The organism is Stenotrophomonas genospecies 5 (assembly GCF_054473825.1).
Genome location: NZ_JBTMUW010000002.1, coordinates 305,096 through 328,559, shown reverse-complemented (window position 1 = coordinate 328,559; position 23,464 = coordinate 305,096). Strand labels below are relative to the sequence as shown.

23 protein-coding genes are annotated in these 23,464 nt (G+C 68.0%); 6 read left to right on the top strand and 17 right to left on the bottom strand.

Going from position 1 to position 23,464, the window contains the following annotated elements:
• Positions 1–29: 29 nt before the first annotated feature.
• The 4 genes from ACX9OW_RS16655 to ttcA are packed head-to-tail and all read right to left on the bottom strand — an operon-like array spanning position 30 to position 3,163.
• Positions 30–425, bottom strand: a complete 396-nt coding sequence (locus ACX9OW_RS16655; protein ID WP_065182124.1) for a hypothetical protein — start codon at positions 423–425, stop codon at positions 30–32.
• A 36-nt stretch (positions 426–461) separates the two neighbouring features.
• On the bottom strand, positions 462–1,241 hold the full coding sequence (locus tag ACX9OW_RS16650; RefSeq protein ID WP_053516073.1) for a M48 family metallopeptidase: 780 nt from the start codon (positions 1,239–1,241) through the stop codon (positions 462–464).
• A 59-nt stretch (positions 1,242–1,300) separates the two neighbouring features.
• Positions 1,301–2,206 (bottom strand): recombination-associated protein RdgC, encoded by a 906-nt coding sequence (locus ACX9OW_RS16645; protein WP_065174082.1) that lies wholly within the window; start codon positions 2,204–2,206, stop codon positions 1,301–1,303.
• Between the two features lie 36 nt (positions 2,207–2,242).
• Positions 2,243–3,163: a tRNA 2-thiocytidine(32) synthetase TtcA gene (ttcA, locus tag ACX9OW_RS16640; RefSeq protein ID WP_181452149.1), complete on the bottom strand. Its 921-nt coding sequence runs from the start codon at positions 3,161–3,163 to the stop codon at positions 2,243–2,245.
• A gap of 91 nt (positions 3,164–3,254) precedes the next feature.
• Here ttcA and ACX9OW_RS16635 point away from each other — a divergent pair, with 91 nt between their 5' ends.
• On the top strand, positions 3,255–3,458 hold the full coding sequence (locus ACX9OW_RS16635; protein ID WP_053516066.1) for a YdcH family protein: 204 nt from the start codon (positions 3,255–3,257) through the stop codon (positions 3,456–3,458).
• A 122-nt stretch (positions 3,459–3,580) separates the two neighbouring features.
• Here ACX9OW_RS16635 and plsB read toward each other — a convergent pair whose 3' ends face one another.
• The 5 genes from plsB to ACX9OW_RS16610 all read right to left on the bottom strand — a co-directional run bounded on the left by plsB (position 3,581) and on the right by ACX9OW_RS16610 (position 10,165).
• Positions 3,581–6,217 carry a glycerol-3-phosphate 1-O-acyltransferase PlsB gene (gene plsB, locus ACX9OW_RS16630; protein WP_065174083.1) on the bottom strand — a complete coding sequence of 879 codons (2,637 nt, stop codon included), beginning with the start codon at positions 6,215–6,217 and terminating at the stop codon, positions 3,581–3,583.
• On the bottom strand, positions 6,217–7,170 hold the full coding sequence (locus tag ACX9OW_RS16625; protein ID WP_180876200.1) for a hypothetical protein: 954 nt from the start codon (positions 7,168–7,170) through the stop codon (positions 6,217–6,219). Before ACX9OW_RS16625 ends, plsB begins: the two co-directional genes overlap by 1 nt.
• A gap of 314 nt (positions 7,171–7,484) precedes the next feature.
• Entirely contained in the window at positions 7,485–8,306 is an 822-nt protein-coding gene (locus ACX9OW_RS16620) for a S1 family peptidase (protein WP_180876198.1), read from the bottom strand.
• Between the two features lie 219 nt (positions 8,307–8,525).
• Positions 8,526–9,251, bottom strand: a complete 726-nt coding sequence (pyrF, locus tag ACX9OW_RS16615) for an orotidine-5'-phosphate decarboxylase (RefSeq protein WP_180876196.1) — start codon at positions 9,249–9,251, stop codon at positions 8,526–8,528.
• Positions 9,248–10,165, bottom strand: coding sequence for a 5'-nucleotidase, lipoprotein e(P4) family (locus tag ACX9OW_RS16610; RefSeq protein WP_053516102.1), 918 nt, complete (start codon positions 10,163–10,165; stop codon positions 9,248–9,250). Before ACX9OW_RS16610 ends, pyrF begins: the two co-directional genes overlap by 4 nt.
• 99 nt (positions 10,166–10,264) lie before the next feature.
• Between ACX9OW_RS16610 and ACX9OW_RS16605 the strand changes: the two genes are divergently transcribed.
• The gene (locus ACX9OW_RS16605) at positions 10,265–10,915 is read left to right on the top strand and encodes a YceH family protein (RefSeq protein ID WP_459062579.1); all 651 of its coding nucleotides are present in this window, start codon (positions 10,265–10,267) and stop codon (positions 10,913–10,915) included.
• 48 nt (positions 10,916–10,963) lie between these two features.
• Here the strand turns inward: ACX9OW_RS16605 and ACX9OW_RS16600 are convergent, their stop codons facing one another.
• Together ACX9OW_RS16600 and ACX9OW_RS16595 are read right to left on the bottom strand one after the other, a co-directional pair.
• Complete coding sequence (locus ACX9OW_RS16600; RefSeq protein WP_053516055.1) at positions 10,964–11,491, bottom strand: GNAT family N-acetyltransferase; 528 nt, start codon at positions 11,489–11,491, stop codon at positions 10,964–10,966.
• Between the two features lie 86 nt (positions 11,492–11,577).
• Positions 11,578–13,554: a UvrD-helicase domain-containing protein gene (locus ACX9OW_RS16595; protein ID WP_053516100.1), complete on the bottom strand. Its 1,977-nt coding sequence runs from the start codon at positions 13,552–13,554 to the stop codon at positions 11,578–11,580.
• Positions 13,555–13,656: 102 nt separating this feature from the next.
• Between ACX9OW_RS16595 and ACX9OW_RS16590 the strand changes: the two genes are divergently transcribed.
• Both ACX9OW_RS16590 and ACX9OW_RS16585 read left to right on the top strand, forming a co-directional pair.
• Positions 13,657–14,277, top strand: a complete 621-nt coding sequence (locus ACX9OW_RS16590; protein WP_053516051.1) for a thymidine kinase — start codon at positions 13,657–13,659, stop codon at positions 14,275–14,277.
• Positions 14,278–14,380: 103 nt separating this feature from the next.
• On the top strand, positions 14,381–15,091 hold the full coding sequence (locus ACX9OW_RS16585; RefSeq protein ID WP_128987650.1) for an SEL1-like repeat protein: 711 nt from the start codon (positions 14,381–14,383) through the stop codon (positions 15,089–15,091).
• A gap of 37 nt (positions 15,092–15,128) precedes the next feature.
• On the opposite strand, the gene ACX9OW_RS16580 is transcribed toward ACX9OW_RS16585, so the two are convergent.
• The 4 genes from ACX9OW_RS16580 to ACX9OW_RS16565 all read right to left on the bottom strand — a co-directional run bounded on the left by ACX9OW_RS16580 (position 15,129) and on the right by ACX9OW_RS16565 (position 19,199).
• Positions 15,129–16,733: an OpgD/OpgG family glucan biosynthesis protein gene (locus ACX9OW_RS16580; protein ID WP_053516049.1), complete on the bottom strand. Its 1,605-nt coding sequence runs from the start codon at positions 16,731–16,733 to the stop codon at positions 15,129–15,131.
• A gap of 105 nt (positions 16,734–16,838) precedes the next feature.
• Positions 16,839–17,651: a bifunctional DNA-formamidopyrimidine glycosylase/DNA-(apurinic or apyrimidinic site) lyase gene (gene mutM, locus ACX9OW_RS16575; protein ID WP_459062578.1), complete on the bottom strand. Its 813-nt coding sequence runs from the start codon at positions 17,649–17,651 to the stop codon at positions 16,839–16,841.
• Positions 17,652–17,670: 19 nt separating this feature from the next.
• Positions 17,671–18,000, bottom strand: a complete 330-nt coding sequence (locus tag ACX9OW_RS16570) for an EF-hand domain-containing protein (RefSeq protein WP_128987651.1) — start codon at positions 17,998–18,000, stop codon at positions 17,671–17,673.
• Positions 17,997–19,199: a DesA family fatty acid desaturase gene (locus ACX9OW_RS16565; RefSeq protein WP_459062577.1), complete on the bottom strand. Its 1,203-nt coding sequence runs from the start codon at positions 19,197–19,199 to the stop codon at positions 17,997–17,999. Before ACX9OW_RS16565 ends, ACX9OW_RS16570 begins: the two co-directional genes overlap by 4 nt.
• Before the next feature lie 214 nt (positions 19,200–19,413).
• On the opposite strand from ACX9OW_RS16565, the gene ACX9OW_RS16560 reads away from it, so the two are divergent.
• The gene (locus ACX9OW_RS16560; protein WP_227255255.1) at positions 19,414–20,172 is read left to right on the top strand and encodes an ABC transporter ATP-binding protein; all 759 of its coding nucleotides are present in this window, start codon (positions 19,414–19,416) and stop codon (positions 20,170–20,172) included.
• Positions 20,173–20,260: 88 nt separating this feature from the next.
• Here the strand turns inward: ACX9OW_RS16560 and ACX9OW_RS16555 are convergent, their stop codons facing one another.
• Positions 20,261–21,466, bottom strand: coding sequence for a DUF4785 domain-containing protein (locus ACX9OW_RS16555; protein WP_459062576.1), 1,206 nt, complete (start codon positions 21,464–21,466; stop codon positions 20,261–20,263).
• Between the two features lie 11 nt (positions 21,467–21,477).
• Positions 21,478–22,356: a hypothetical protein gene (locus ACX9OW_RS16550; RefSeq protein ID WP_111187077.1), complete on the bottom strand. Its 879-nt coding sequence runs from the start codon at positions 22,354–22,356 to the stop codon at positions 21,478–21,480.
• Positions 22,357–22,615: 259 nt separating this feature from the next.
• On the opposite strand from ACX9OW_RS16550, the gene ACX9OW_RS16545 reads away from it, so the two are divergent.
• Positions 22,616–23,455: an acid phosphatase gene (locus ACX9OW_RS16545; RefSeq protein WP_065182115.1), complete on the top strand. Its 840-nt coding sequence runs from the start codon at positions 22,616–22,618 to the stop codon at positions 23,453–23,455.
• Positions 23,456–23,464 lie beyond the last annotated feature (9 nt).

Here is a 23,464-nt window from a genome sequence, read left to right as displayed (position 1 = left end):
CGGCGGGCACCGAGCCTAGGGGGAGATTGTTAAGCCCGTGTTGCGCTGCGTGAGGGCCGGCGTCCGAACCCCCATCCCAGCAGCAGCTGCACCGGCAGTGATACCAGCAGGCCGATGACGAACCAGCGTGGGAAATCCGCGCCGAGCGTCCACAGGCCGTAGCCTGCGCCCAGCACCAGCAGCGACCAGATCGAGGTGCCGTGCGCGCGCGGCCAGCAGGGCGCGTAGTAGGTGGCGAAGGCGATCGCGGCGATGCCGCCGAGCACGGTGAACGCCAGGTCCCAGCCCAGCTGCGCTTCGCTGCCGGGATGCAGGCCGAGCAGTGCAGGCAGCCAGCCACCGGCACTGGTGACCAGGGCAAGCGCGAGCAGCGCGCCAGCCAGGGCGACGATGGAAAGAAAGACAGTCTTGAGCATGCCGGGCATGGCCGCATTGTACGGCCGGACCGGCAGGGTGATGGCTTACAGCAGCTGCCTCAGCATCGCCTTCAGGCGTCGCCCTTCCTGCTGGAAGTAGTCGCGCTGCTCACGCCAGGCCGGGAACCGTTGCTCGACCTCCTGCCAGAACGCCGGCGAGTGGTTGGGCTGGATGAGGTGGCAGAGCTCATGCACCAGCACATACTCGAATGCCTGCGGACGCCCCAGGACCAGCGCAAGATCCAGGGCCATGCTGCCATCGGGAGCCAGCGAACCCCACTGCGAGGACATCACCTTCAAGCGCAGGCGGCTGGGTGCCCGTGGCAGGCCGGGCAGGTAGCGCGGCAGCCAGCGGCCCACGTCGGCGCGGGTCTGCGCCTCGAAGAACTCGCGCAGCAGACGGCGCAGGGTCGCGTCACCGGCACGGGTCGGCCACTGCAGGCAGGCGCCGTGCTCGTCGATGTCCAGGCGTGCGTAGCGGCCTTCCTGCCAGCGCAGCGGCAGCAGCTCCCCGCGCAGGGGCAGCACCCCGTCCACGCCGGGCTGCAGCGGTGCGGGCAGGCCCTGGCCCTGGTACTGGCGCAGCTGCAGTGCCAACCAGTCGCGATGCTGCTCCAGGAAACGTTCGCCCATCACCAGGCTGGCGCGCGGCGGCAGGGTCAGGCGCGCGCCGCGTTCGTCGACGCTGAGCTTGATGCGGCGCGCGCGCGGATCGCGTACGCGCAGCACGTCGATCTCGGCATCCTCCAGGCGCAGGCGAACGGTATCGCGCTGCACGGTGGCGGGCGGTGTGGGCGAGATCAGGCGGCGCAGCAGGCGGCTCATGCAGCCAGCATAGCGCCGCTTCGGGCCGCTGGATGACCGGCGGCCCACGCGGTGCCTGTTCAGTCAGCCTTGCTGAGCTTGAACGCCTCTTCCAGCAGCAGGAACAAGCGGCGGATCTCGGCGCTCTGCAGGGCGAACCGTGCGTCGAACTCGGCGCGACGGCCCTCCTCGTCGGCATGCTCGAGCTGGTCCAGGGCGCCGTCGAGGAACTTCAGCTTGCGCACGATCAGGTCGTCGCCGATGACGAAGGACAGGTTGTCTTCGAAGATCAGCGCCAGCTTGGTCACCTGCTTGCCGGCGTCCAGGTGCTTGTCGATCTCGTCGCAGCGCAGTTCCTGGTGCTGGCACTTGACCACCGCACCGCCCTCCACCGGATCCTTCATCTCGCACTCCTCGCCCAGGCTGAGCCCGGTCGGCAGCGGTTCGCCGGCGATCCAGCCGGTCAGGATCGAACGCGGCGCGACTTCGGCGTTCAGCGGCATTGCCGGGAAGCTGCCGAGCAGGCCACGGATGTCGGACATGAAGTACTCGCCGGTCTTGCGGCTGGACGTATCCACCGCGACGTAGCCGTGCTGCAGGTCGATGAAGGCGTCGTTGCGCGAGGACTTCACGAAGGCGCGCGGCAGCAGTTCATGCAGCAGGTCGTCCTTCATGCGCTTGCGTTCGCGGCCGCCGGGGCGCCGGCCTTCCTTCTCCTCGATCTCCTCCAGCTTGCGCTCGAGCAGGTCGTTGACCACGGCTGCCGGCAGGATCTTGTCCTCGCCGCCGACCGTCAGCCACAGGTGCTCGGCGATGCGGTGCGAGAGCAGTTCCTTCTCCTCGCGGCCGAACGGTGAAATGAAGCCGCGCGAATTCATCTCCAGCGCGCCGACCGGCTTGAGCACGGCGTGCGGCAGCAGCGTATCGATTTCAGAAAAATCAGTGGCGGTCGGGAAACGGAAGAACGTCAGGTTGCGAAAGAACATGGATTTCCGGATGGCAAAGAGAAAGGGCGACCGACCTTATGCGGTGGGCGTCTCGGGATCTGCGTCGGCGTCGACCGGGGTACCGGCCAGCCAGGCATGGGCATCGGGCAGCGGTGCGTCATCGCGACGGCCCAGCGCCATGAAGTCGAACAGGGACGTGTCGGCCAGCTGCGAGGGCCGGACCTGGCCCATGGCGCGCGCGATCTGCTCGATGCGGCCGGGGTGGTCCCTGTCCCACTGCTTGAGCATCAGGCCGACCTGGCGGCGCTGCAGGTTTTCCTGGCTGCCGCACAGGTTGCAGGGGATGATCGGGAACCGGCGTGCCTGCGCGTACGCGACGATGTCGCTTTCGCGCACGTAGGCCAGCGGCCGGATCACCACGTGCCGGCCGTCATCGCTGCGCAGCTTCGGCGGCATGCCCGACAGCTTGGCGTGGTGGAACAGGTTCATGAAGAACGTGGCCACCATGTCGTCGCGGTGGTGGCCGAGCGCGATCTTGGTGAAGCCATGGGTCTCGGCATGGTGGTACAGCGCGCCGCGGCGCAGGCGCGAGCACAGCGAACACATCGTCTTGCCTTCCGGAATCACCCGGCTGACCACCGAATAGGTGTCCTGCTCGATGATGTGGTACGGCACGCCGAGCCCGGCCAGGTACTCCGGCAGCACATGCTCGGGGAAGCCCGGCTGCTTCTGGTCCAGGTTCACCGCCACCAGTTCGAACGGCACCGGTGCCTTCTTCTGCAGCTGCACCAGCATGTCCAGCAGGGTATAGCTGTCCTTGCCGCCGGACAGGCAGACCATGATCCTGTCGCCGGCCTCGATCATGCCGAAGTCGGCGATCGCCTCGCCCACCTGGCGGCGCAGGCGCTTGGCCAGCTTGTGCTGCTCGCGCTCGGCCACGCGCGGATCGCGGGGCGCGCGCGGCAGGGGATCGGGAAGGGAGATCACGGCACTCATGCCTGCCATTCTACCGGCTTGGAGCGGCCCCGGCCGGGGAACGGTCCGGCCCTCTCCCGGTGGTCATCATCGCTGTGTATGCTCGGAGGCTGTGGACACCTACAGCCCCGCCGAGATCGCCGAACGCCTCGCCGCCCTGCGCGCCGAGCACCGCCTGCTGGATGAACAGATCACCCGCATGGCGGCCAATGGCGAGGACGAGCTCGAGTCCAAACGCCTGAAGCGGCGCAAGCTGCAGCTGAAGGACTGCATCACCCGGCTGGAAAGCCTGCAGATTCCCGACGAGCCGGCGTGAGCCGGGCTCAGGTGGGTGCCCACCTTGGTTGGCCTCTGCCCTGGTAGGTGCCAACCTTGGTTGGCACGACTGGAAGGTGTGTGGACCAAGGTCCACACCTACCGTAGGACCCGGCGCGACCTTCAATCCTGCGGCGCAGGCTCGTCCGGGCGTGCGGCTTCCGGGCTGACCCGCTCGATGGTGTGGCGCAGTTCGCGACCGAGGATGAACTTGGCGTCCTTGGCCCAGGCATCCAGGCGCTGGTCGAACAGCAGCTTGCTGTTCTCGTCGGGCCATACCAGGCGCAGTTCGCGCAGCTTCTGGATGAAGCTGCGGAACAGGGCCTTGTCGAAGAACTCCGGTGCCGCCGGCGCGTAGAGCAGGCTCAGGCGCTGTGCGGCCTGCTGGCACAGGCTTTCCAGTTCGGCGGCGCCGAGCGTGCCCGGCCCGTTCTTCACCAGCACCGAAATGGCGATGTAGTAGCGCTCGAAGGCCTGCTGCAGGGAGTGGCCGATCGCACGCAGGCGGAACACTTCGTCGGTCTGCCCGGTGTTGCGGGCAAGAATGCCGCCATCGTCCTCGTTGACGTTCTGCAGCAGTCCCTCACGCACGAACACGTCGATGGTCTGGTCGATGCGCTGGGCGAACTCGTCCTCGGTCCACGGCAGGAACAGCTCGGCCTGCAGGAACGGGTAGACGGTGCGGCCCAGCTGGACCAGGCCGGTGCGGCTCATGCGGCGGTTGTTCTGGAAACAGCACGCCACCCACGAGGAGGCGGTGAACAGGTGCAGCACGTTGTTGCGGAAGTAGCTCAGCAGCACCGCGGTGTCGCCGCTCACACTGAGCACGTCGCCCAGCGGGTGCTTGATGCGGGTGAGGACGTTGATCTCCTCGGCGTGGGCGATGATCCGCTCCGGCGAATGCGGAGTCACCGTCACCCGGTCCGAATACGGCATCTCGACCAGCAGGGTCTTGCACAGTTCGATCTGCGCGATCAGGTCCGCCTCGCCCATTGCATGCTTGGGCGTGGACAGCAGGGCCAATGCCAGCAGATTGATCGGGTTGACGTCCGCCGCACCATTGATGCGTTCCTGGATGCGCTCGGCCAGTGTATCGACAGTGGTCGACAGCCATGCCGGCTTCTCGTCTTCCGGCACCGCCTCACCCTTCCACTCCGGCGCCTTCTCGGCCAGCACGTCGTTCAGCGCGATCGGCTCGCCGAAGTTGACCACCACCTGCCCGTAGTTCTGCTTGAGCACCTTGGGGATGCCCCACAGCAGCTGCCAGATCGATTCCTTTTCCTTCGGTCGGCCGGAGAGTTCGTCCAGGTAGCTGCCGCCTTCCATCAGCTTCTCGTAGCCGATGTAGACAGGCTGGAACAGCACCGGCTTGCGCGGCTGGCGCAGGAAGGCACGCAGGGTCATCGAGATCATGCCGCCCTTGGGCTGCAGCAGGCGGCCGGTACGCGAACGGCCGCCCTCGACGAAGTACTCGATGGAATAGCCACCGGCCACCAGCTGCGCGACGTACTCGCTGAGCACCGCCGAGTACAGCGCGTTGCCGCGGATCGAGCGGCGGATGAAGAACGCGCCGCCCTTGCGCAGCAGCGTGCCGACCACCGGCAGGTTGAGGTTGATGCCGGCCACGATGTGCGGCGGCACGATGCCGCGGTCGTACAGCAGGTAGGACAGCAGCAGATAGTCCATGTGGCTGCGGTGGCTGGGCACGTACACCACTTCATGGCCCGGCGCGGCCGCCTTGAACTTGTCCAGATGGTGAACCAGCACACCGGCATAGATCCGGTTCCAGACATGGCTGAGCATGAAGCTGGCCGAGCGCACCACCGGGCTGGAATAGTCCGCAGCGATTTCCCAGGCGTAGGCATGCGCCTTCTTCCAGGCATCGGCCGGCTTGGAATTGTCGCGCTTGGCCTGCGCGGCGATCGCTTCGCGTACCGGCTCGGCGGCCAGCACCTGGTCCACCAGCAGGCGGCGGGTGGAAAGGTCCGGGCCGATCACCGATTCGCGGATACGGCGGAAATGGGTGCGCAGCACGCGTTGCAGCTTGCGGACCGTACGCTCGGGCTCCAGGCCCTCGTTGACGGTGGAGCGCAGCGAAATCGGCGGAGCGAAGCGGACGATGGTGCTGCGGCCGTTGAGCAGGACCGCCAGCAGGCGGCGGAAACGGCCGACCAGCGCCCAGTTCTCCGAGAACAGTACGGCAAACCACCCGCTCTGCTTATCCGGCGCGCGGCCGACGAAGATCGACACGGGCACCAGGTGCACGTCCAGATCCTCATGCACGCGATGCGCCTGCAGGACCTTGGCCAGCGAATCGGAATGGGTCTTGGCGCCACGCTGTTCCGGAATCAGCGAGTTGCTGGAACTGCGCCGCGACAGTGCCAGGTAGGCGCGTTTGCGACCGGTCGGGTCGCCGGCCAGCGGCACCAGCGGTGACGGCAGGCCCGCCTGGCGGCACGCCTTGTCCAGGATCAGCGCATTGGACAGCCCGTAGTCTTCCAGCACGTACATCACCGGACGGCCATCGTTGTACTGGCCCGGATCCTCAGGTTCGATCTTCAGCGACAGCCACGGCTCGACCAGGCGGCCGAGCAGCCGTGCCCACAGCGGGCGGCGGCCGGGAGGACGGGCGTGCACGGGCGGCGGCACCGGATTCGGGCCGGTACTGGTCGAGGGGGACGCCAGCGCCGTTTCGGCGGGCGTCGACTGGGATTCTTCGCCGGGGAACGGCAGCGGGTTCTGTTTCGACATCGGCGCCATTATGGCTTAGGCGGCGGCATTGCCGCTTCTTCGCCTGCATCGGTGGGTTCGGCCGGGGCGGGCGCGGCTGCCGCACGGGCCGCGTCGGCCTGGCGCAGTATCGCGTCGGTATCGGCCAGAGTGCGGGTCAGGTACCAGTGACCTTCGCGCCGGCTCAGCGGCAGCTGCAGGGTCAGCTCGCGCCCGGCCAGGTCGTACTGCAGGCGGACCAGCGCGTTGTCGCCCTCCAGTGACAGCACTTCGCCGCGGATGCTGCGCAGGGCTTCGTCCACCCCCAGCCCGTAGCTGGCCAGCACGGCCTTGAGCGTGTGGATGAACGGCGCCAGCTGCTGCAGGCTGCCCTCCATCCCCGCGGCCTGCAGGCCGGCATCATCCTGGAAGCCGACCTGGGTGGCGGCGCCGACGAGCGCAGCGATGCTGCTGCGCGCCCGTGCGCGATCGCTGATCGGTGCGCCCTGCGCCCAGCCGGACAGGGCCTCCACCAGGGCGATGTAGTGGGCCTGCTGGCTGGGCGTGTATCCCTTCTGATGGCGCAGGTACTGCACCCCGAAGTTGCCCATCGACTGCGCGGCCTGGCGCACCGCGCCGGACTGCCCGGCCAGCTGGCGGTCGAAACTGCGCTGCAGTTCGGCGCTGGCGCCGGGCCTGCGCAGGGCGGCCAGCATCGGCAGCAGCTGGTCACCCAGCGGCAGTTCGGTCAGCGGCCATTGGCTGTGTCCGTCCGCCCAGGCCTGCTGCAGCCGCTGGTACTGGCTGGGGGGCACCGACAGCTTCGCGTAGCCGAGCAGATCGTCCTCGGCCAGACGCTGCGCCATCGCCTGCACGGCGGCCACCGGTTCGGCTGCCGGTCGGGCCGGATCACTGCCTGGCTCGCGGCACGCGGCCACGGCCAGCAGCACCATGGCCGCCAGCCCCCACCCTCGTGCAGACTTCGTTCGCACTACCGTGCTCATGCCTTCGGACTCCCCGGACCGGTCCGCATCTTGCGGCCTGCAAGGTGACAGCGGCAAGCCGGGACGTCACGGTTTCCAGCCAAGGGGGTCAGATCCCCTCTGCTGCGGCAGAAGGGATCTGACCCCAGCGCCGCCACCGGGATAAAAAAAGAGCCCGGATCACGGGGATCACAGGCTCCTCAAGCCGGCTCGAGGCCGGAGGACAGTGTTGTGGCGCAGGTCCGGTCCGAAGACCGGATGGCGCGATCCTACGCCGCCGCACAACTTAAGGCAACACATGATGTAATGTTATTCAACTTATTGATTTTATTGAATCAATCGCGTTGCCACACGGATTCGATGAAATCCACGGCATGTTTTTCGGCGATTCGGGCATAAACCCCCGGGTAGCCGGCCATGGCACAGCCTTCGCCCCAGCTGACGATGCCGAACTGGGTCCAGCCCTCCCGCAGGCGCAACAGCAGGGGCCCGCCCGAATCGCCCTGGCAGCTGTCGATGCCCTCGCGACCGGCACAGATCACCTTGCCGCGGGCCAGCTCACCGGCGTACGCCTGCTGGCATTGCGTGAAGGGCACGAAGGGCGTCCGCACCGCCTGCAGCTCGGTCGGGTAGATCACGTCGTCATCGATGCCGGTGTCACCCCAGCCGATCACGGTGAAATCACGACCCGGCTTGAGATAGCTGGCGTCCGGACGCAGGCGCAGGGCAACCGGCTGCACGTCGGCCAGCGGCGCGCTGAGGTGGATCAGGGCCACGTCGTGCTCCAGGGTGTTGCCGCTGTTGAAGGCCGGGTGCACGTGGATCGCCCTGATGTTGGACGCTCGAGGCGATGGCGCGGTGGCCAGCGTGGTGCTGCCGGCCAGCACCGCCAGCCGCGCGGGCGAGTTGCCCTGTACGCAGTGCGCGGCGGTCAGGATCCAGGACGGCGAGATCACCGTGCCGCCGCAGACGTGGCGGTCGAAGTCACTGTCCCCCAGCTCCAGGCCCTGCAGGCTGACCATGAACGGATACTCGCCGGGCACGGCCGGGGCGCCGCCGATGATGTGGGGCGACCCGGTCGCCGGTGCTGCTGCGGTGGCAGGAAAGATGGCAGCGGCCAGCAGGCCACCGAACAGCAAAGAGGTGCTGCGATACATATCCTTGTACTCCCTCTATCGATGATTGGAACCGGCGAAGCCGCGGTCCACGCCGGTGCATCGATTGGAAGGGCGACCACCCCCGCGCACTGCGAGCGGGCTCACAGTTCATCGGTGTGGGGACGGTCGCGTCATTACGGGAGCCACAATTGCGAACGCCATCCCGCATGCAGCGCGATGGCGTTCATGATGTCACCGTGATCGCTGTTGGTGCGGGACTCAGCGTGCAGCCAAAGCCGACGCGATTTCCTGCTGGATCGACCGCGCCGCTGCCTGCGGATCGGCCGCCAGGCGGATCGGTCGACCGACCACGATGGCGTCGGCGCCATCGGCAAACGCCTGGGCGACGCCGACGGTACGCTTCTGATCGTCGCCGACCGGACCCCCGGGGCGGATGCCCGGGCAGACGATCGAGAAGCCGGCACCGCTCGCGGCACGGATCGGCGCGGCTTCCTGGCCTGATGCGATCACTCCGTCGATACCGGCGGCCTGCGCGGCCAGCGCGCGCTCGACCACCACGTCCACCGGCTCGCGGTCGATCCCCATCTGCGCCAGGTCCGGACGCCCCATCGAGGTCAGCACGGTGACCGCCAGCAGGCGCATGTCGCCGGTGCTGGCCGCGGCGCAGGCTTCCATCATTGCCGGATGCCAGCCGTGGATGGTGGCGTAACTGACCGGCCACTGCGACAGCCGCCGGATCACCGCCGCCGCGGTAGCGGGGATGTCGAAGAACTTCAGATCGACGAACACGCGCTTGTCGCGGCGCGCCAGCTCATCCAGCACCTGGAAGTAGTCACCGGACGCCAGCAGTTCCATGCCGATCTTGTAGAAGGCCACGCTCTCGCCGAGGCGGTCGACCCACTCCAGTGCCTGTACGCGGTCAGGGACATCCAGCGCGAAGATCAGGCGCTCATCGTCGCGCAGCGGCAGCGGTGCGCGGCTCACGGCGCGTAGTCCAGGGCAGCGCGCTTGGCATCATGGCGTGCCTGGCGCGACTGGCTGTAGTCATTGTTGAACTGCGCCGGCTCGAAGCCGCCGTAGGTCGGGTTCGGCAGCATCCACCAGCGCTCGCCGAACCAGTCGTGGTACTGCTGCAGCAGTGCGTCACGCCCTTCATTGGTGTTGGCGGTCACTTCCACGAAGTCGCCCAGCTGGTCGCCGAACTGCATCAGCACGCGGTACTTCTGCCCGGCCAGGCGCCGGCGGCAGTTCTTCTCGCTGCCGGCCTGCTCGCAGCCTTCGACCACGGTGCCCAGGCCCAGGAACACGCTGTCATCGGCGACCGGCAGGCCCTGCTCGCGCAGGTTGGCCAGGGTCGCTTCCTTCAGGTGCACGGCGCGGTTGGAGATGTACAGAAGGGTCACGCCGCGGGCATTGGCCGCCTTGGCGAAATCGACTACGCCGGGAATCGCCTTGGCCTTCTTCTCCGCGACCCACTGGTCCCAGCTCAGCTCGTCGTATTCCTTGCCATCGCGCACCAGGCGCGCCTGGTAGGGCGAGTTGTCCAGCACGGTTTCGTCCACGTCCAGCACCACCGCGGGCTTCAGGCCCTTGGCCTCGTTGCCGCGCTCTTCCGGCACCAGCGCGTCCCAGTGGGCTTCCTTCAGCGCGCCGTCCAGGCGGTCGGCGGCGGCACGGTAGGTCTGCTCGGTGATCGCGCGGTACTCCTGCGCGCGCTGCATCCACAGCACCGCGTTGAGGTTGTCGTTGGCGGTCGCTTCGCCGGCCGCCCCGGTCTTGGCAGCCGGGGCCACCGGAGCGGCCGCGTCGGTGGCCGGGGTCTCGACGCGCTTGCAGGCGGACAGACCCAGCAGCGCCGTGGCGAGCAGGGTGAGGGACAGGGAAACAGGACGACGCATGGCATTCACCGGCAACAGATATTGGCTCATTTTACCGGCAAAGGCGCCATCGGGACGGCTATGCTTGGCGGTTGACCCGATGCCTTCCCGGAGGCCGCCATGACCGATGCCATCCAGACCCCCGACCGTCCCCTGCTCGACCCCGTGCAGGCCCGCCTGCTGGGCTGCCTGGTGGAGAAGGAGGCGACCACGCCGGACACCTACCCGCTGACGGTCAACGCCGCCCAGTCGGCCGCCAACCAGAAGACCGCGCGCGAGCCGGTGATGAACATCGACGCCGGCAGTGTCCAGCACGCGCTGCGCCAGCTGGAGTCGATGGGCCTGGCGCGCCAGCACTTCTCCTCGCGTGCAGACCGCTACGAGCATCGCCTGCAGGCCGCGCTGGATCTGACCCGGCAGCAGACCGTGCTGCTGGCGATGCTGCTGCTGCGTGGGCCGCAGACGCTGGGTGAACTGATCACGCGCAGCGAACGCCTGTACCGCTTCGCCGATGTGGACGAAGCCCGCCACGCCATCGAGCGCCTGCAGCAGCGCGCGCTGCTCATCGTGCTGCCGCGCGCCAGCGGCCAGCGCGAGGACCGCTATATGCACCTGCTGTGCGGCGAGGTGGACGCGGCGGCACTGGCGGCACGGTACGCAGGCGGTGCCGGTGGCAGCGAGCCGGCCGACCCGGGCCTGGTTGAACGGGTGGCCCAGCTGGAGGCGGCAGTGGCCGAACTGCAGGCGCAGCTGGCGGACCTGCGCGGCTGAGGCGGCCCGCCGGGCCTGGCCCAACGCTGTCGATGCGGTACAGGCGGACTAGCCGACCGGCGCCGCTCCCGGCGTGGCATACAGACGGCTGGGCGTGGCGATGCCCGGCAGCTGGATGACCCCCTGTTCGCACATGCCCAGGCCCAGCAGGATTTTCCCGGACACGACGTTGTCCAGGTCGGTGATGCCATAGAGGTCCTGCAGGCCAAGGGCGCCGCGCGCGTGGGTGAAGACCGCCCGCGCTGCTTCCCCTGCGTAGCCGTGCCCCGTGTACTCCGACAACAGTGCATAGCCGATGTCCGGCCCCGGCAGGCCGTCGCGCCGGACCAGCCCGGCATTGCCCAGCCAGGCGCCATCGGACAGACGCTCGATGGCATACATGCCGAACCCGTTCAACGCATAGCTGTGCAGCACGCGCAGGGCGATGTACTCGCGGGCCTGCGCTTCGCTGTGCACGTTGCGGTCACCAATGAAGCGCACGAAACCAGGATCGTTGAGCAGCGCCAGCATCGGCGCCGCATCACGATCAGGCTCGATGCGGCGGAGCCGCAGGCGTTCGCTTTCGATGGGATGCATGCGCAGACCTGTGGGTGGAGAGGCCCGATTGTAGGGCGATGTGCTGGGGTCAGAGCCCTTCCCTGCGGGAAGGGATCCGACGCCGGTCAGTCGAACAGGGCCTCGATCGCCGCCAGCCCCGCCGTTGCCCGCTCCTTCTTGCGCGCGGCATCGGCCACCGGATCGGCGCCGTCGCGCTGGATCTCCTCGGCCGGGATCTCGTCGAAGAAGCGGCTGGGCTTGAGCCGCACATGCTCGCCGAACTTGCGGGTGAGCTTGCTGTAGCTCATCCACAGCTGGATCTTGGCGCGGGTGATACCCACGTACAGCAGCCGCCGCTCCTCCTGCAGGTTGCCTTCATCGAGGCTGACCTGGTGCGGCAGCACGCCGTCCTCGCAGCCGACGATGAAGACATACGGGAACTCCAGGCCCTTGGAGGCATGCAGGGTCATCATCCGCACCTGGTTGCCGCCCTCATCCTTGTCGCTGCGCGACAACAGTGCTAGCTGGCCGGCCAGATCGGCGGCGGTGGCACCGCGCGGCCCGCCTTCAAACCACTGCGCAAGTTCCTCGATGTTGTTGGCGCGGCGCTGGTAGCTGGCCTCTTCCTTGGCCTGCTGGCGCAGCTCGCTGAGCAGGCCCGATTCCTTGGCGACCTTGCGGATCATGTCACCGGAGCTGACCTGCCGCATCTGTGCGCGCAGGTCGCGCAGGATGTCGGTGAAACGCGCCAGGCTGTTGGCAGCGCGCGGCGGCAGCTGCGACAGCGCGCCGATCGCCTCGGCCGCCTGGGCCATCGGCATGTCTTTTTCCGATGCCAGTTCGGCCAGCCTGGCCAGCGTTCCGGCACCCACGTCACGCTTGGGCGCCTGCACGGCACGCATGAATGCGGTGTCGTCGTCCGGGTTCACCAGCAGCCGCAGCCAGGCCAGCGTGTCCTTCACTTCCTGGCGCTCCAGGAACATGGTGCCGCCGGTCAGGTGGTAGGGAATACGCAGCAGCTGCATCGCCTTCTCCAGCGGCCGCGACTGGAAGTTGCCGCGGAACAGGATGCAGAAGTCACTCCACGGCACGTTGCGCGACTGCGCCACGAAGGCGATCTCGGCGGCCACCTTCTCTGCCTCGTGCTCGCTGTTGCGGCATTCCCATACGCGGATGCGCTCACCGTCGGCCTGATCGCTCCACAGTTTCTTCAGGTGCTCGTGCGGGTTGTTGGCGATCAACGCATTGGCCGCGCGCAGCACGCGGTTGGAGCAGCGGTAGTTCTGCTCCAGCTTGATGATCTCCAGCGTGGGGTAGTCGCGCCCCATCTGCTGCAGGTTCTCGGGGTTGGCGCCACGCCAGGCGTAGATGGACTGGTCATCGTCACCCACGCAGGTGAAGTTGCCCTTGTCCCCGGCCAGCTGCTTGAGCAGGCGGTACTGCGCGTCGTTGGTGTCCTGGCATTCGTCCACCAGCAGGTAGCCGATGCGTTCGCGCCAGGCCAGGGCGATCTCCGGGTTCTCCTCCAGGATCTGCACCGGCAGGCGGATCAGGTCGTCGAAGTCGACCGCGTTGAAAGCGGTCAGGCGCAGCTGGTAGCGCTCGTAGACGCTGGCTGCTTCCTTCTCGCGGTTGCTGCGCGCGGCAGCCATCGCCTGCTCGGGCGAGAGACCGGCATTCTTCGCCCGCGACACCAGGTTCTTCATGTCCTCGATATCGTCGGGCTTGGCGCCATGCATCAGGTCCTTGATCTGCGCGGCGGCGTCATCGGCATCGAAGATCGAGAAGCCGCGCTTCAGGCCCACCGCCGCATGCTCGATCTGCAGGAACTTCAGGCCCAGGGCGTGGAAGGTGCAGATGGTCACCTCGTCGGCGTCCTGCTCGCGCAGACGCTTGGCCACACGTTCGCGCATCTCCTTGGCCGACTTGTTGGTGAAGGTGATCGCGGCGATGCGGCGGGCCGGGTAGCGGCCGCAGCCGATCAGGTGGGCGATCTTCTCCACGATCACGCGCGTCTTGCCGCTGCCGGCACCGGCCAGCACCAGCAACGGGCCTTCGATGTGCAGGACGGCGGCGGCTTGGGGAGGATTGAGACCGTGCATGGGAGGGGGATTGTAGCGGGGCCGGGTGAGGACCACAGCCGGACAGCCGGTGGGGTTGCTGAACAGCTTCGGCCAAGCGGGGCTGCGGCGTACAATCCGTCGATGGCCAAGCTCTACTTCTACTACTCGGCGATGAACGCCGGCAAGACCACCACCCTGCTGCAGAGCGCGCACAATTACCGCGAGCGCGGCATGCGGGTGGCGATCCTGACCCCGCGCCTGGATGATCGCGCGGGCGCAGGCGTGGTGGCCTCGCGCATCGGGCTGCGCGCCGAAGGCATGGCGTTCGACCGCGACACCGACCTGCAGCGCTGGGCCGAACAGGACCTGGCATCGAACGGGCCGATGGGCTGCCTGCTGGTGGACGAAGCACAGTTCCTGACCCGCGCGCAGGTCTGGCAGCTCAGCGAAGTGGTCGACCAGCTGCGCATCCCGGTGCTGTGCTACGGGTTGCGCACCGATTTCCGCGGTGAACTGTTCGAAGGCAGCCAGTACCTGCTGGCATGGGCCGACGAGATGCAGGAGATCAAGACCATCTGCCACAGCGGCAAGAAGGCGATCATGACCGTCCGCGTGGATGAGCACGGGCATGCCGTGCAGGACGGCCCGCAGGTGGAGATCGGCGGCAACGACCGCTATGTGTCGGTGAGCCGGGCCGAGTTCAAGAAGATCACCCGCGGTGAAGGCCGCATCGAGCCGATGCAGGCGCCCCTGCCGCTGTGATCCGCCGGCTCATGCCGCTGCACGCGTGACCTCCGGCAGTTTACAGCTGCAGGCCAGTGGTCCTAGGCTGCGGCCACGTCTGCTGCCGAACAGGAAGTCCGCCATGCGTTCCACGCTTCTGTTGTTGCCGCTGCTTCTGCTGCCGCTGGGGCTGCCCGCCTTCGCCGCCGATCGTCCTCCGGTGGAGCAGGATCCCACGCTGCTGGGCGCAGGCTTCATGGACAACCATCCGGACATGATGTACCGGCAATGGGGTGTAAACGCCCTGCACCGCAATGATGTCAAAGGCGCGATGGATAATTTCCGGCTGGCCGCACGCTACGCGGACAAGCCTGCGCAGGGATACCTGGGCGAACTGTACTGGTATGGAGTGAACCAGCCGCGCGATCCGCTCATGGCATTTGCCTGGATGGATGTGGCGGCCGAGCGCGGCTACCCCCTGTTCGTGGACCTGCGCAACGAGTACTGGGCCGCGCTGCCACTGGAGCAGCATGAGGCCGCGCGTGCGCAGGCCAACGCGCTGCGGGCCGAGTATGGCGACGAGGTTGCCCGCCCGCGCATGGCGGAAGTGCTGAGGAAGGGACGGCGCGAGATGACCGGCAGCCGTGTCGGCTCGATGTCCAACAATGTGGACATCGTATACATGGACGGCGGCATCTCCCGCACGATCAAGGCTGATCGCATGTACGATCCGAAGTACTGGGATCCCAAGCAGTACGAACGCTGGCAGGACGAAACCTGGATGAAGATCCGCCGTGGCACGGTGGAAGTGGGCGTGCCGACGCAGTCGCACGCCACCGACGCCAAGCCGTGAGTTATCGGTGCCGGCACTTGGCCGGCACCCGTCTGCTTCAGTACAGCGTCCGCTCCGGTGCACCGGCCGGCGGCGGCGTGTACTGGTACAGCCAGGTTTCGGTCAGCGGCTTGCCACCGCTGCGCAGGTACAGGCGGATGTCGATCTGTTCGGTGCTGCCCTCCGGCGGCACCAGGTCGAACATCGCGCGGTAACCGTCGATCTCGCGCAGCGGACGCGCCGATACGATCTCGACACGGCCCCGGCTGGTTTCCACCACTGCCTCGACCTCGGCCTTGTCGATCAGCTTGGCCAGTTCGCCGCCTTCGAAGTCCACGGCGAAGCGCCACGAGAAGTACTCGCGCTTCTTGCCGACCACACCGCCCAGCCCCGTGCGGCTGGCCACGCAATGCGCCAGCGGTGGCCGTGCCGGCGGCTCGGCGCCCCAGTACAGGCGGTAGCCGACCAGCAGCTCCTGTCCCGGCTGCGGCTTCTCCTTCGGATTCCAGAAGGCGACGATGTTGTCGAAGGTCTCATCGACCGTGGGGATCTCCACCAGCTGCACCGAGCCCTCGCCCCATTCGCCCTTCGGCTCGATCCACAGGCAGGGGCGCTTCTCATAGAAGACGCCGTCGTCCTGGTAGTGATCGAAGTTGCGGTCGCGCTGCAGAAGGCCGAAGCCACGCGGATTGCGGTCGACGAACATGTTGAAGCGCAGGTTGCGCGGATTGCACAGCGGCCGCCAGATCCACTCACCGGCCCCGGTCCACATCGACAGGCCATCGGTATCGTGGATCTCCGGGCGCCAGTCCCAGTCCATGCGGCGGTCGTTCTCACCCACCTGGTACATGCTGGTGCACGGCGCGATGCCCAGGCGCTCGATCGCCTTGCGTGGGTAGAGCGCACTGTCGATGTCCATCAGCAGCACATCGCCGTTGGTGATGGCGAAGCGGTAGGCGCCGGCTACGCTGGGCGAGTCCAGCAACGCATAGACGATGATGGTGTCCGAATCGGCGGCAGGCTGTTCGAGGTAATAGGCGATGAAGTCGGGAAACTCCTCCGGCCTGCCCATGCCGGTATCGATCGCCAGGCCGCGCGCGGACTGCCCGTACTGGCCTTCCTTGCCGACCGCGCGGAAATAGCTGGCGCCAAGGAACGCCGCGAAATCGCGGTCGGTATCCTTGCGGGTGTTCAGGCGGAACCCGGCGAAGCCCAGGTCCGCCGGCAGTTCGCCGTTGCGGATCCCGCTCTTGCCGTAGTTGAACGCTGCACCGTCATACGCCAGTTCCTGCGCCTGGCCGTCGACCACGTCGAACATGCGCACCGGCGAATGGAAGTACAGGCCCAGGTGGAAGAACTTGGCCTGGAACTTGCCCGGTTGATCGGCCCACAGCGCGTGGTCCTGGCGATAGCTGATGGACTGGTACTGGTCCCAGTCCAGCGCTTCAAGCCGGCCCGGCAGCACCCGCTTGTGGCTCTGGTAGGGGGCCTGTGCCAGTGCGCGTGCCTGCCCCTTCAGGGTGGCGAAGCTGAACGGCTGCGGCTGGCCGAGGCGGCGCAGGCCGACCTGGCCGTTCCTGCTGGCGGCGCAGGCGGGCAGGGACGGCAGGCCGAAGGCTGCCAGGGCCAGGGAGGCGTTGCGGATGAAGTCGCGTCGTTGCATGCAGGCGCGTCAGGCACAGGGAAGGGTCGGCCATCATAGGCAGACAAACGTTAACGGGCAGCGGAGAGCGCAACCTCCCATTCAGCTGCCGCTGGCTGGACCGCCTCAGCGCTGGCAGTGGCTGCACCACACGCTGGCACGCTGGCCGATCATGGCGTGCTTGAGCGGGCGTCCGCAGGTCGGGCAGGGCAGCCCGTCGCGGCCATAGACCAGCAGTTCCTGCTCGAAGTAGCCCGGTGCGCCATCGGGGCTGATGAAATCACGCAGTGTGGTGCCACCGCGGGTGATCGCGTAGCCCAGCGTTTCCTTCACCGCGGTGGCCAGCCGCTGGTAGCGCTCGCGTGAGACCTTGCCGGCCTCGCGCAGCGGGCTGATGCCGGCCTTGAACAGGCTCTCGGCGGCATAGATGTTACCGACGCCCACGACCACCGCCTGGTCCATGAGGAAGGTCTTGACCGGGGCGCTGCGGCCGCGGCTGCGGGCGAACAGGTAATCGCCATGGAAGGCCTCGTCCAGCGGTTCAGGCCCCAGCCCCTGCAGCAGCGGATGGACCTGCCCGGCCGGTTGCCAGAGCAGGCTGCCGAAGCGGCGCGGATCGTTGAAGCGCAGCAGGCGCCCGTTGTCCAGGCTGATATCCACGTGGTCATGTGGCCGCAGTGGGGTATCTCCGGGCAGTACACGCAGGCTGCCGGACATGCCCAGATGCAGTACGGCGCTGCCGATGGCCGTGTCCAGCAGCAGGTACTTCGCGCGCCGGCGGATGCCTTCGATGCACTGTCCCGGCAGCAGCTGCGCAATCTCCGGCGGAATCGGCCAGCGCAGGTCGGCGCGGCGCAGGATCACGCCGTGGACGCGGCGGTCCTGCAGATGCGGGGCCAGGCCGCGGCGGGTGGTTTCGACTTCGGGCAGTTCAGGCATGCCCCGATTCTACGCCCGCTCAACGCGGGGGCGCGGACAGCTCACGGGCGTCGAGAAACCCGTCACCGTTGGCATCCTGCTTGTGGAAGCGCTGCACGATGACCTGCCGCTGCTGCTCGCGGGTGATCGCTCTGCCCTTGCCACCGGGCAGTTCATCGGTAGTCAGCACGCCATCGCCATTGCGGTCCATGCGGTCGAAGGCATACAGCATCCACTGCACGTACTCGGTCTCGCTGACCCGGCCGTCGCCGTCGCTGTCCATCTTCTGCAGGTAGCTGCGGGTGTCGCTGACCTGGGCCGGGGCGGCGGCCGGCAGCAGCGCGGCCAGCAGCAGCGCCCCTGCCCTCATGCGCCCACCAGCGTGTAGCCCTTCAGCCGTTCGGCATAGGCCTGCAGCGCCGCGATTCCGCTCCCCTCGGCCTCGCGGCACCACGCCTGCAGGTGTCGCAGGCGCTCGGCGGCATCGTGCCCGCGCGCCTCCAGCACCGCAGCCAGCCGCGCGCGGTATTCGACCAGCACACGGATGCGCGGGCGTTGCGCCACCCACTCGCTGAGCTGGGCACGGTTGTCCGGCTTCAGCCAGCGCCCATCGTTGACCAGGCCGCGGCGCAGCCGCCGCGGCAGCAGCCGGCGCAGCTTGGCGCCCGCCTGGGCGGCTTCCTCGCGCAAGGCCGGCATGAAGACGTTGCGCTGGTAATCGGTCATCGCCTGGAAGCGATGCGACAGCAGTGCCTTCAGGGTCTCGGCGTCGGGCACGGCGATGTTCGGGCGCACATCCATCGCCGGTGCGACGCGCAGCACCCTGGCCAGGCGCAGGGCCTGCAGCAGGCGGATCGCGCACCAGCCGATGTCGACTTCCCAGCGCCGCATGGCAAAGCGTGCCGAACTGGGGAAGGCATGGTGGTTGTTGTGCAGTTCCTCGCCACCGATCCAGACGCCCCACGGTGTCAGGTTGGTGGAGGTGTCGGCCGATTCGTAGTTGCGGTAACCCCACCAGTGCCCCAGGCCATTGACCACGCCGGCCGCCCAGAACGGAATCCACGCCATCTGGATTGCCCACAGTGCTACGCCCGGCAGGCCGAACAGTACGCTGTTGATGGCCAGCAGCAGCACCGGGCCGAGGGTCGCATGCGGGGTATACAGGTGGCGCTCGATGGCATCGTCGGGCGTGCCGCGTCCGTACTGCTCGATATCCGCGCGCATGCCGCGTGCTTCCCGATACAGCTCCACTCCCCGCCAGAACACCGTGCCGATGCCGCGCGTGACCGGGCTGTGCGGGTCGTCCTCGGTCTCCACCTTGGCGTGGTGCTTGCGATGGATGGCCACCCACTCGCGGGTGATCATCGAGGTGGTCAGCCACAGCCAGAAGCGGAACACGTGGGCCAGTGCCGGATGGAAATCGACGCCTCGATGGGCCTGGCTGCGATGCAGGTAGAGCGTCACCGAGAAGATGGTGATCTGGGTGAAGACCAGCAGCACCGCCAGCATGGCCCACCCTCCCAGGCCGAGCACGCCACCGGTCAACAGGGATATCAGGGCATCGGACATGGAGGCTCTCCGGATCGCACGGGGATGGCAGACATCATGGCCGCTTGCGTTGCAAACTGCACCTCTGACCGCGGTGCGCCAGCACCGCTTCCGTGGCACCGTTCACAGTTGGGGACCTGAGTTGTCGAGCCTGGATCCGCGCGCCCGCGCCGTTGTCGCCGTCCCGTCCGCCGGGGAGCGGCCGCCGTTGATCGAACTGGACCGCGCCAGCGTGATGCGCGGCCAGGTGAAGGTCCTGCATGGGCTGAGCCTGCGCATCGCGCAGGGCCAGCACACCGCCCTGCTCGGCCCGAATGGCTGCGGCAAATCGACCTTCATCAAGCTGATCACCCGCGAGCTCTACCCGCTGGCGCAGGGCGACGGCGCGGTCGCGGTGAAGGTACTGGGCCAGAACCGCTGGCAGGTGGACCGGCTGCGCTCGCAGCTGGGCATCGTCACCGGTGACCTCAGCAGCACGCTGTCCGAGATGCCGGGGCTGACCGTCGAGCAGGCCGTGCTGTCCGGTTTCTTCGCCAGCTGCGTGGTGCCGGCTTTCCGTGAGGTGACCGCCGAGATGCGTGCCCGCGCCGGCGAGACACTGGCGATGACCGGTGCGCTGGCCCTGCGCGAGCGCGCCTATGCAGAGCTCTCTGCCGGCGAGACGCGCCGGGTGCTGATCGCGCGCGCGCTGGTGAACCGGCCGCAGGCGCTGCTGCTGGACGAACCCTCCACCGGCCTGGATCTGGTCGCCCGCCAGCAGCTGATCGCGACCATGCGGGCACTGGCGCAGCAGGGCATCACCCTGGTGCTGGTGACCCATCACATTGAAGAGGTCATTCCCGAGATCGAGCGGGTGGTGCTGCTGCGCGACGGCCGCGTGCTGGCCGACGGCAGTCGGGCCACGCTGCTGTGTGACGAGCCTCTGTCGGCGGTGTTCGGCGGGCCGATCCGGGTGGTTGAACAGGATGGCCGGCTGACGGCGTACGCGGGGTGAGCAGTACGCCTGCGCAGTGCCGGCGTCGGCGTGGCGCTGCAGGCGGTGCAGGGTAGCGGGCCGGCATTCCGGCCCGCCACGTCATGCCTCAGAACCGCAACGCGACTGCGCGTGACTCGATCGGTGCCATCCGGCTCTGGTCATGCAACTGCAGCTCGCGCAGTTCGAAGGGGGCACCGAAGCCGGCCGGCAGCGCTGCCTGGTCGAACGGCAGCACCAGTTGGCCGCGACCGGGACCGTCGAACCATGCGGCGGCGTGCGCCTGCGCGACCGGACGCAGTTGGCCATCCGGGCCCGTGGCGTGCAGGGTGCCGCGCGCTTCGTAGCGCCCGGCGGCGGCGACCTGCAACGGCAGCGCCACGCGCCGGCTGGCCTGGTCCGGTGTGGCCTGCCCGACGAAGCGGGCGGTCGACCGGGCTACGGCGAAGGCGACCTTGCCGTCGCGCAGTACGCCATCGGCCTGGGCGAACACCTGCAGTTCCCACAGCCCCTGCGTGTTGCTGGCCTCGGCGGGAATCCGTACCTGCGCGTGCAGGCTGCCGTCGGCCGTACGCAGCAACCGCTGCGGCCAGCTGCGGCCATCGGGTGCGACCAGCAAGGCTTCGCCGCCCAGTCCTCCGCGGCGCGCCTGCAACTGGGCGGGACTGGCTCCGTCTTCAAGCAGGCGTGCCCGCAGCTGTATGCTGCCGCCGGCCAGGACCTGCGCCTGGCTGGCCTGCACCTCCAGCCGCAACGGGCTGTTGGGTTCAAGCACCTGTACGACGTAGCGGCCCTGCGCCTGCGCGCTCTGCAGGCGGTAATTTCCCGCAGCACTGTCCGTGCCGGTGCGCAGCATGCTGCTGCCTTCGCCCACGGGCATGCCGGCGTCCTGCAGCTGGCGCGCGTCGACGGCGCGGGCGACGCTGCTGCGGCCGGCCGGATCCCGGACCTGCAGTGACTGCGCCGGAACCGCGCGCGCACCGGCTGCCGGGCTCAGCTGGATCACCGCATCGGGGGCGGTCAGCGGCAGCTCCAGGCCACGTTGCAGCTGCGCGCCATCGACCTGCTGCCAGTAGCTGCGGCTGACCGAGGCGTAGGGCGTGGAGGCCTGCAGGGTCTGCGCCGGGTCCAGTGCCCAGGCAAACGCCAGGGGCGCGTGTTCGCTGTCGTCAGGCGGCAGCGGTGCGGCCACCAGCGCGGCTACCACCTGGTCGCCGGGGAGGGCGCGCAGCGGCTGCGCAGCGTGCACCGTGACGGAGGCTGTGGCCAGGGCTGCCAGCACGGCGGTGGTCAGCGGAAGGGAATTCATCGTCATCGTCGTCGTCCTCACTGGGCCAGGTCGTTGCGCAGGATGGCGCCCAGGCCGAAGCACTCGCGGCGGCTCTGGTTGTGGCTCAACGGCTCGGCGCCCTGGGTACGCGCCGTGTCGGTGAACCAGGTGCTGCCCGCTGCCTTCTGGCTGCTGCACTCCAGGAAACCGTCCGAGCACGAGGACAGCCAGTTCTGGGTGAACTCCAGGCCGACGTTGGCCGCGTAGCCGCCGCAGTAGCTGTTGCTGTCCCACACGGCCGATTCGACATCGCTGCCGACCACCGCGCGGAATGGCTTGGGCAGTGCCGGCCGACCGGCCGTGCCGTACAGGTTCTGCGCGTTGTAGGTGGCCATGCTGGCGACCTGCTGCATGCGCACGGCATCGTTCTTGTAACCGAGCAGCCAGCCCAGCGAGGTTTCGAAGGTGTTGCCGTTGAGCACGGCATCGGCCAGCGGCGTACCCGCCGATGAGGGTGCCAGCGCGTTGACCTTGCGCACCGTGCGGATGATGTTCAGGTAGCGGCTGTCGTAGGTCGGGTTGGAGAGGATCCAGCGCATCACGTTGCCGCCGTTGGAATGGGTGATGACCACCAGCTGGGTGATGCCGCGGCTGTTGATGAAGCCGGTGAGCTGGTCGGCCAGGCAGCCGGCGGCTTCCGGCTTCCACATGTACTGCGTGAAATCGCAGTTGATGACCACATAGTTGCTGCTGTTCGGCAGCCCCTGGCGGACGGTGTCGATGATCGCCGGTTGCCAGTAGTCCTGGGTTGCGTTGGTCTGCGCGCCGGTGCCGTGCACGAAGGCCACGCCGACCACATCGGCGGCGGTGGCCGGCGTGACGGCCATGGTGGCGAGCAGGACCAGGACGGTACTTCCTGTTGCGGTGCTGCGCATCGCTTCTCTCCCTCTGTCAGCGGATCCCCCCGACCCGGCTGGAATGGAATGGCACGCATGCCATCGTTGCGCCGATGCTCGATGCCCCGGCGCGTGAAAGTCCGTGCGCTGCGCCCGGATTCGGGAGAATGGCGGAGCGCGATGACGCTTTTGCCCCGTTTTGATGACCATGCCGGGTCTGGCCGTATGACCGACGGCCACTGCGACGCCGGCTGCGGGCTGCGATCATGGCGTGGTGTTTCCTCTGCTGAGCCTGACCATGTCTGTGATCTTCCGCCCTGCCCGTCCCCTGCTTGGCCTGGCCATCGTGCTGGCGCTGGCCGGCTGTGCCGCGTCTGCTGCCCGGCCGACCGCCGTCGAAGCCAACGTCACCACCAAGGCCGTGGGCTATCTGGACGCGCGCGCCGTACCGGCCAGCCTGGCCCTGGTTCCGGCGCCACCCGCCGCGGGCTCGGCGGGCTTCGCCCTGGATGAACAGGTCAGCCGCGAAGCGCGTGCACTGCGCGGCAGCCCACGCTTCGCCCAGGCCACACTGGATGCCGAACTGGGCTTTCCGGAAGGTGCCAACCAGTTTTCCTGCGCGGTCGACATCGATGTGGACGCGGTGAAGACGCCCGCGCTGTACCGCCTGCTGGAGCGCAGCCGGATCGACGCCAGCGCTGCCACCAAGGTCGCCAAGAACCACTACCAGCGCCCGCGCCCGTTCATGGTCAATGGCGAGCCGACCTGCACGCCGGATGATGAAGCGGGGCTGCGCAGCAACGGTTCCTATCCGTCCGGCCACACCTCGATCGGCTGGGCATGGGCCCTGATCCTGTCGGAGATCGCGCCGGACCGTGCCGATGCCATCCAGGCCCGCGGCCGCAACTACGGCGAGAGCCGCCTGGTGTGCAACGTGCACTGGCAGAGCGACATCCTCGAAGGCCGTTTCATGGGGGCTGCTGCCGTTGCCCGGCTGCATGACAATGCCGCGTTCCAGCGCGACCTGCTGGCGGCACGCAGCGAGATCGCCGCCGCGCGCAAGGCCGGCCTGCACTCCAGCCGCAACTGCACCGCCGAAGAGGCAGTGCTGAAGGTGCGCCCGCAGAGCGCGCTGTAAGCGCTCGCG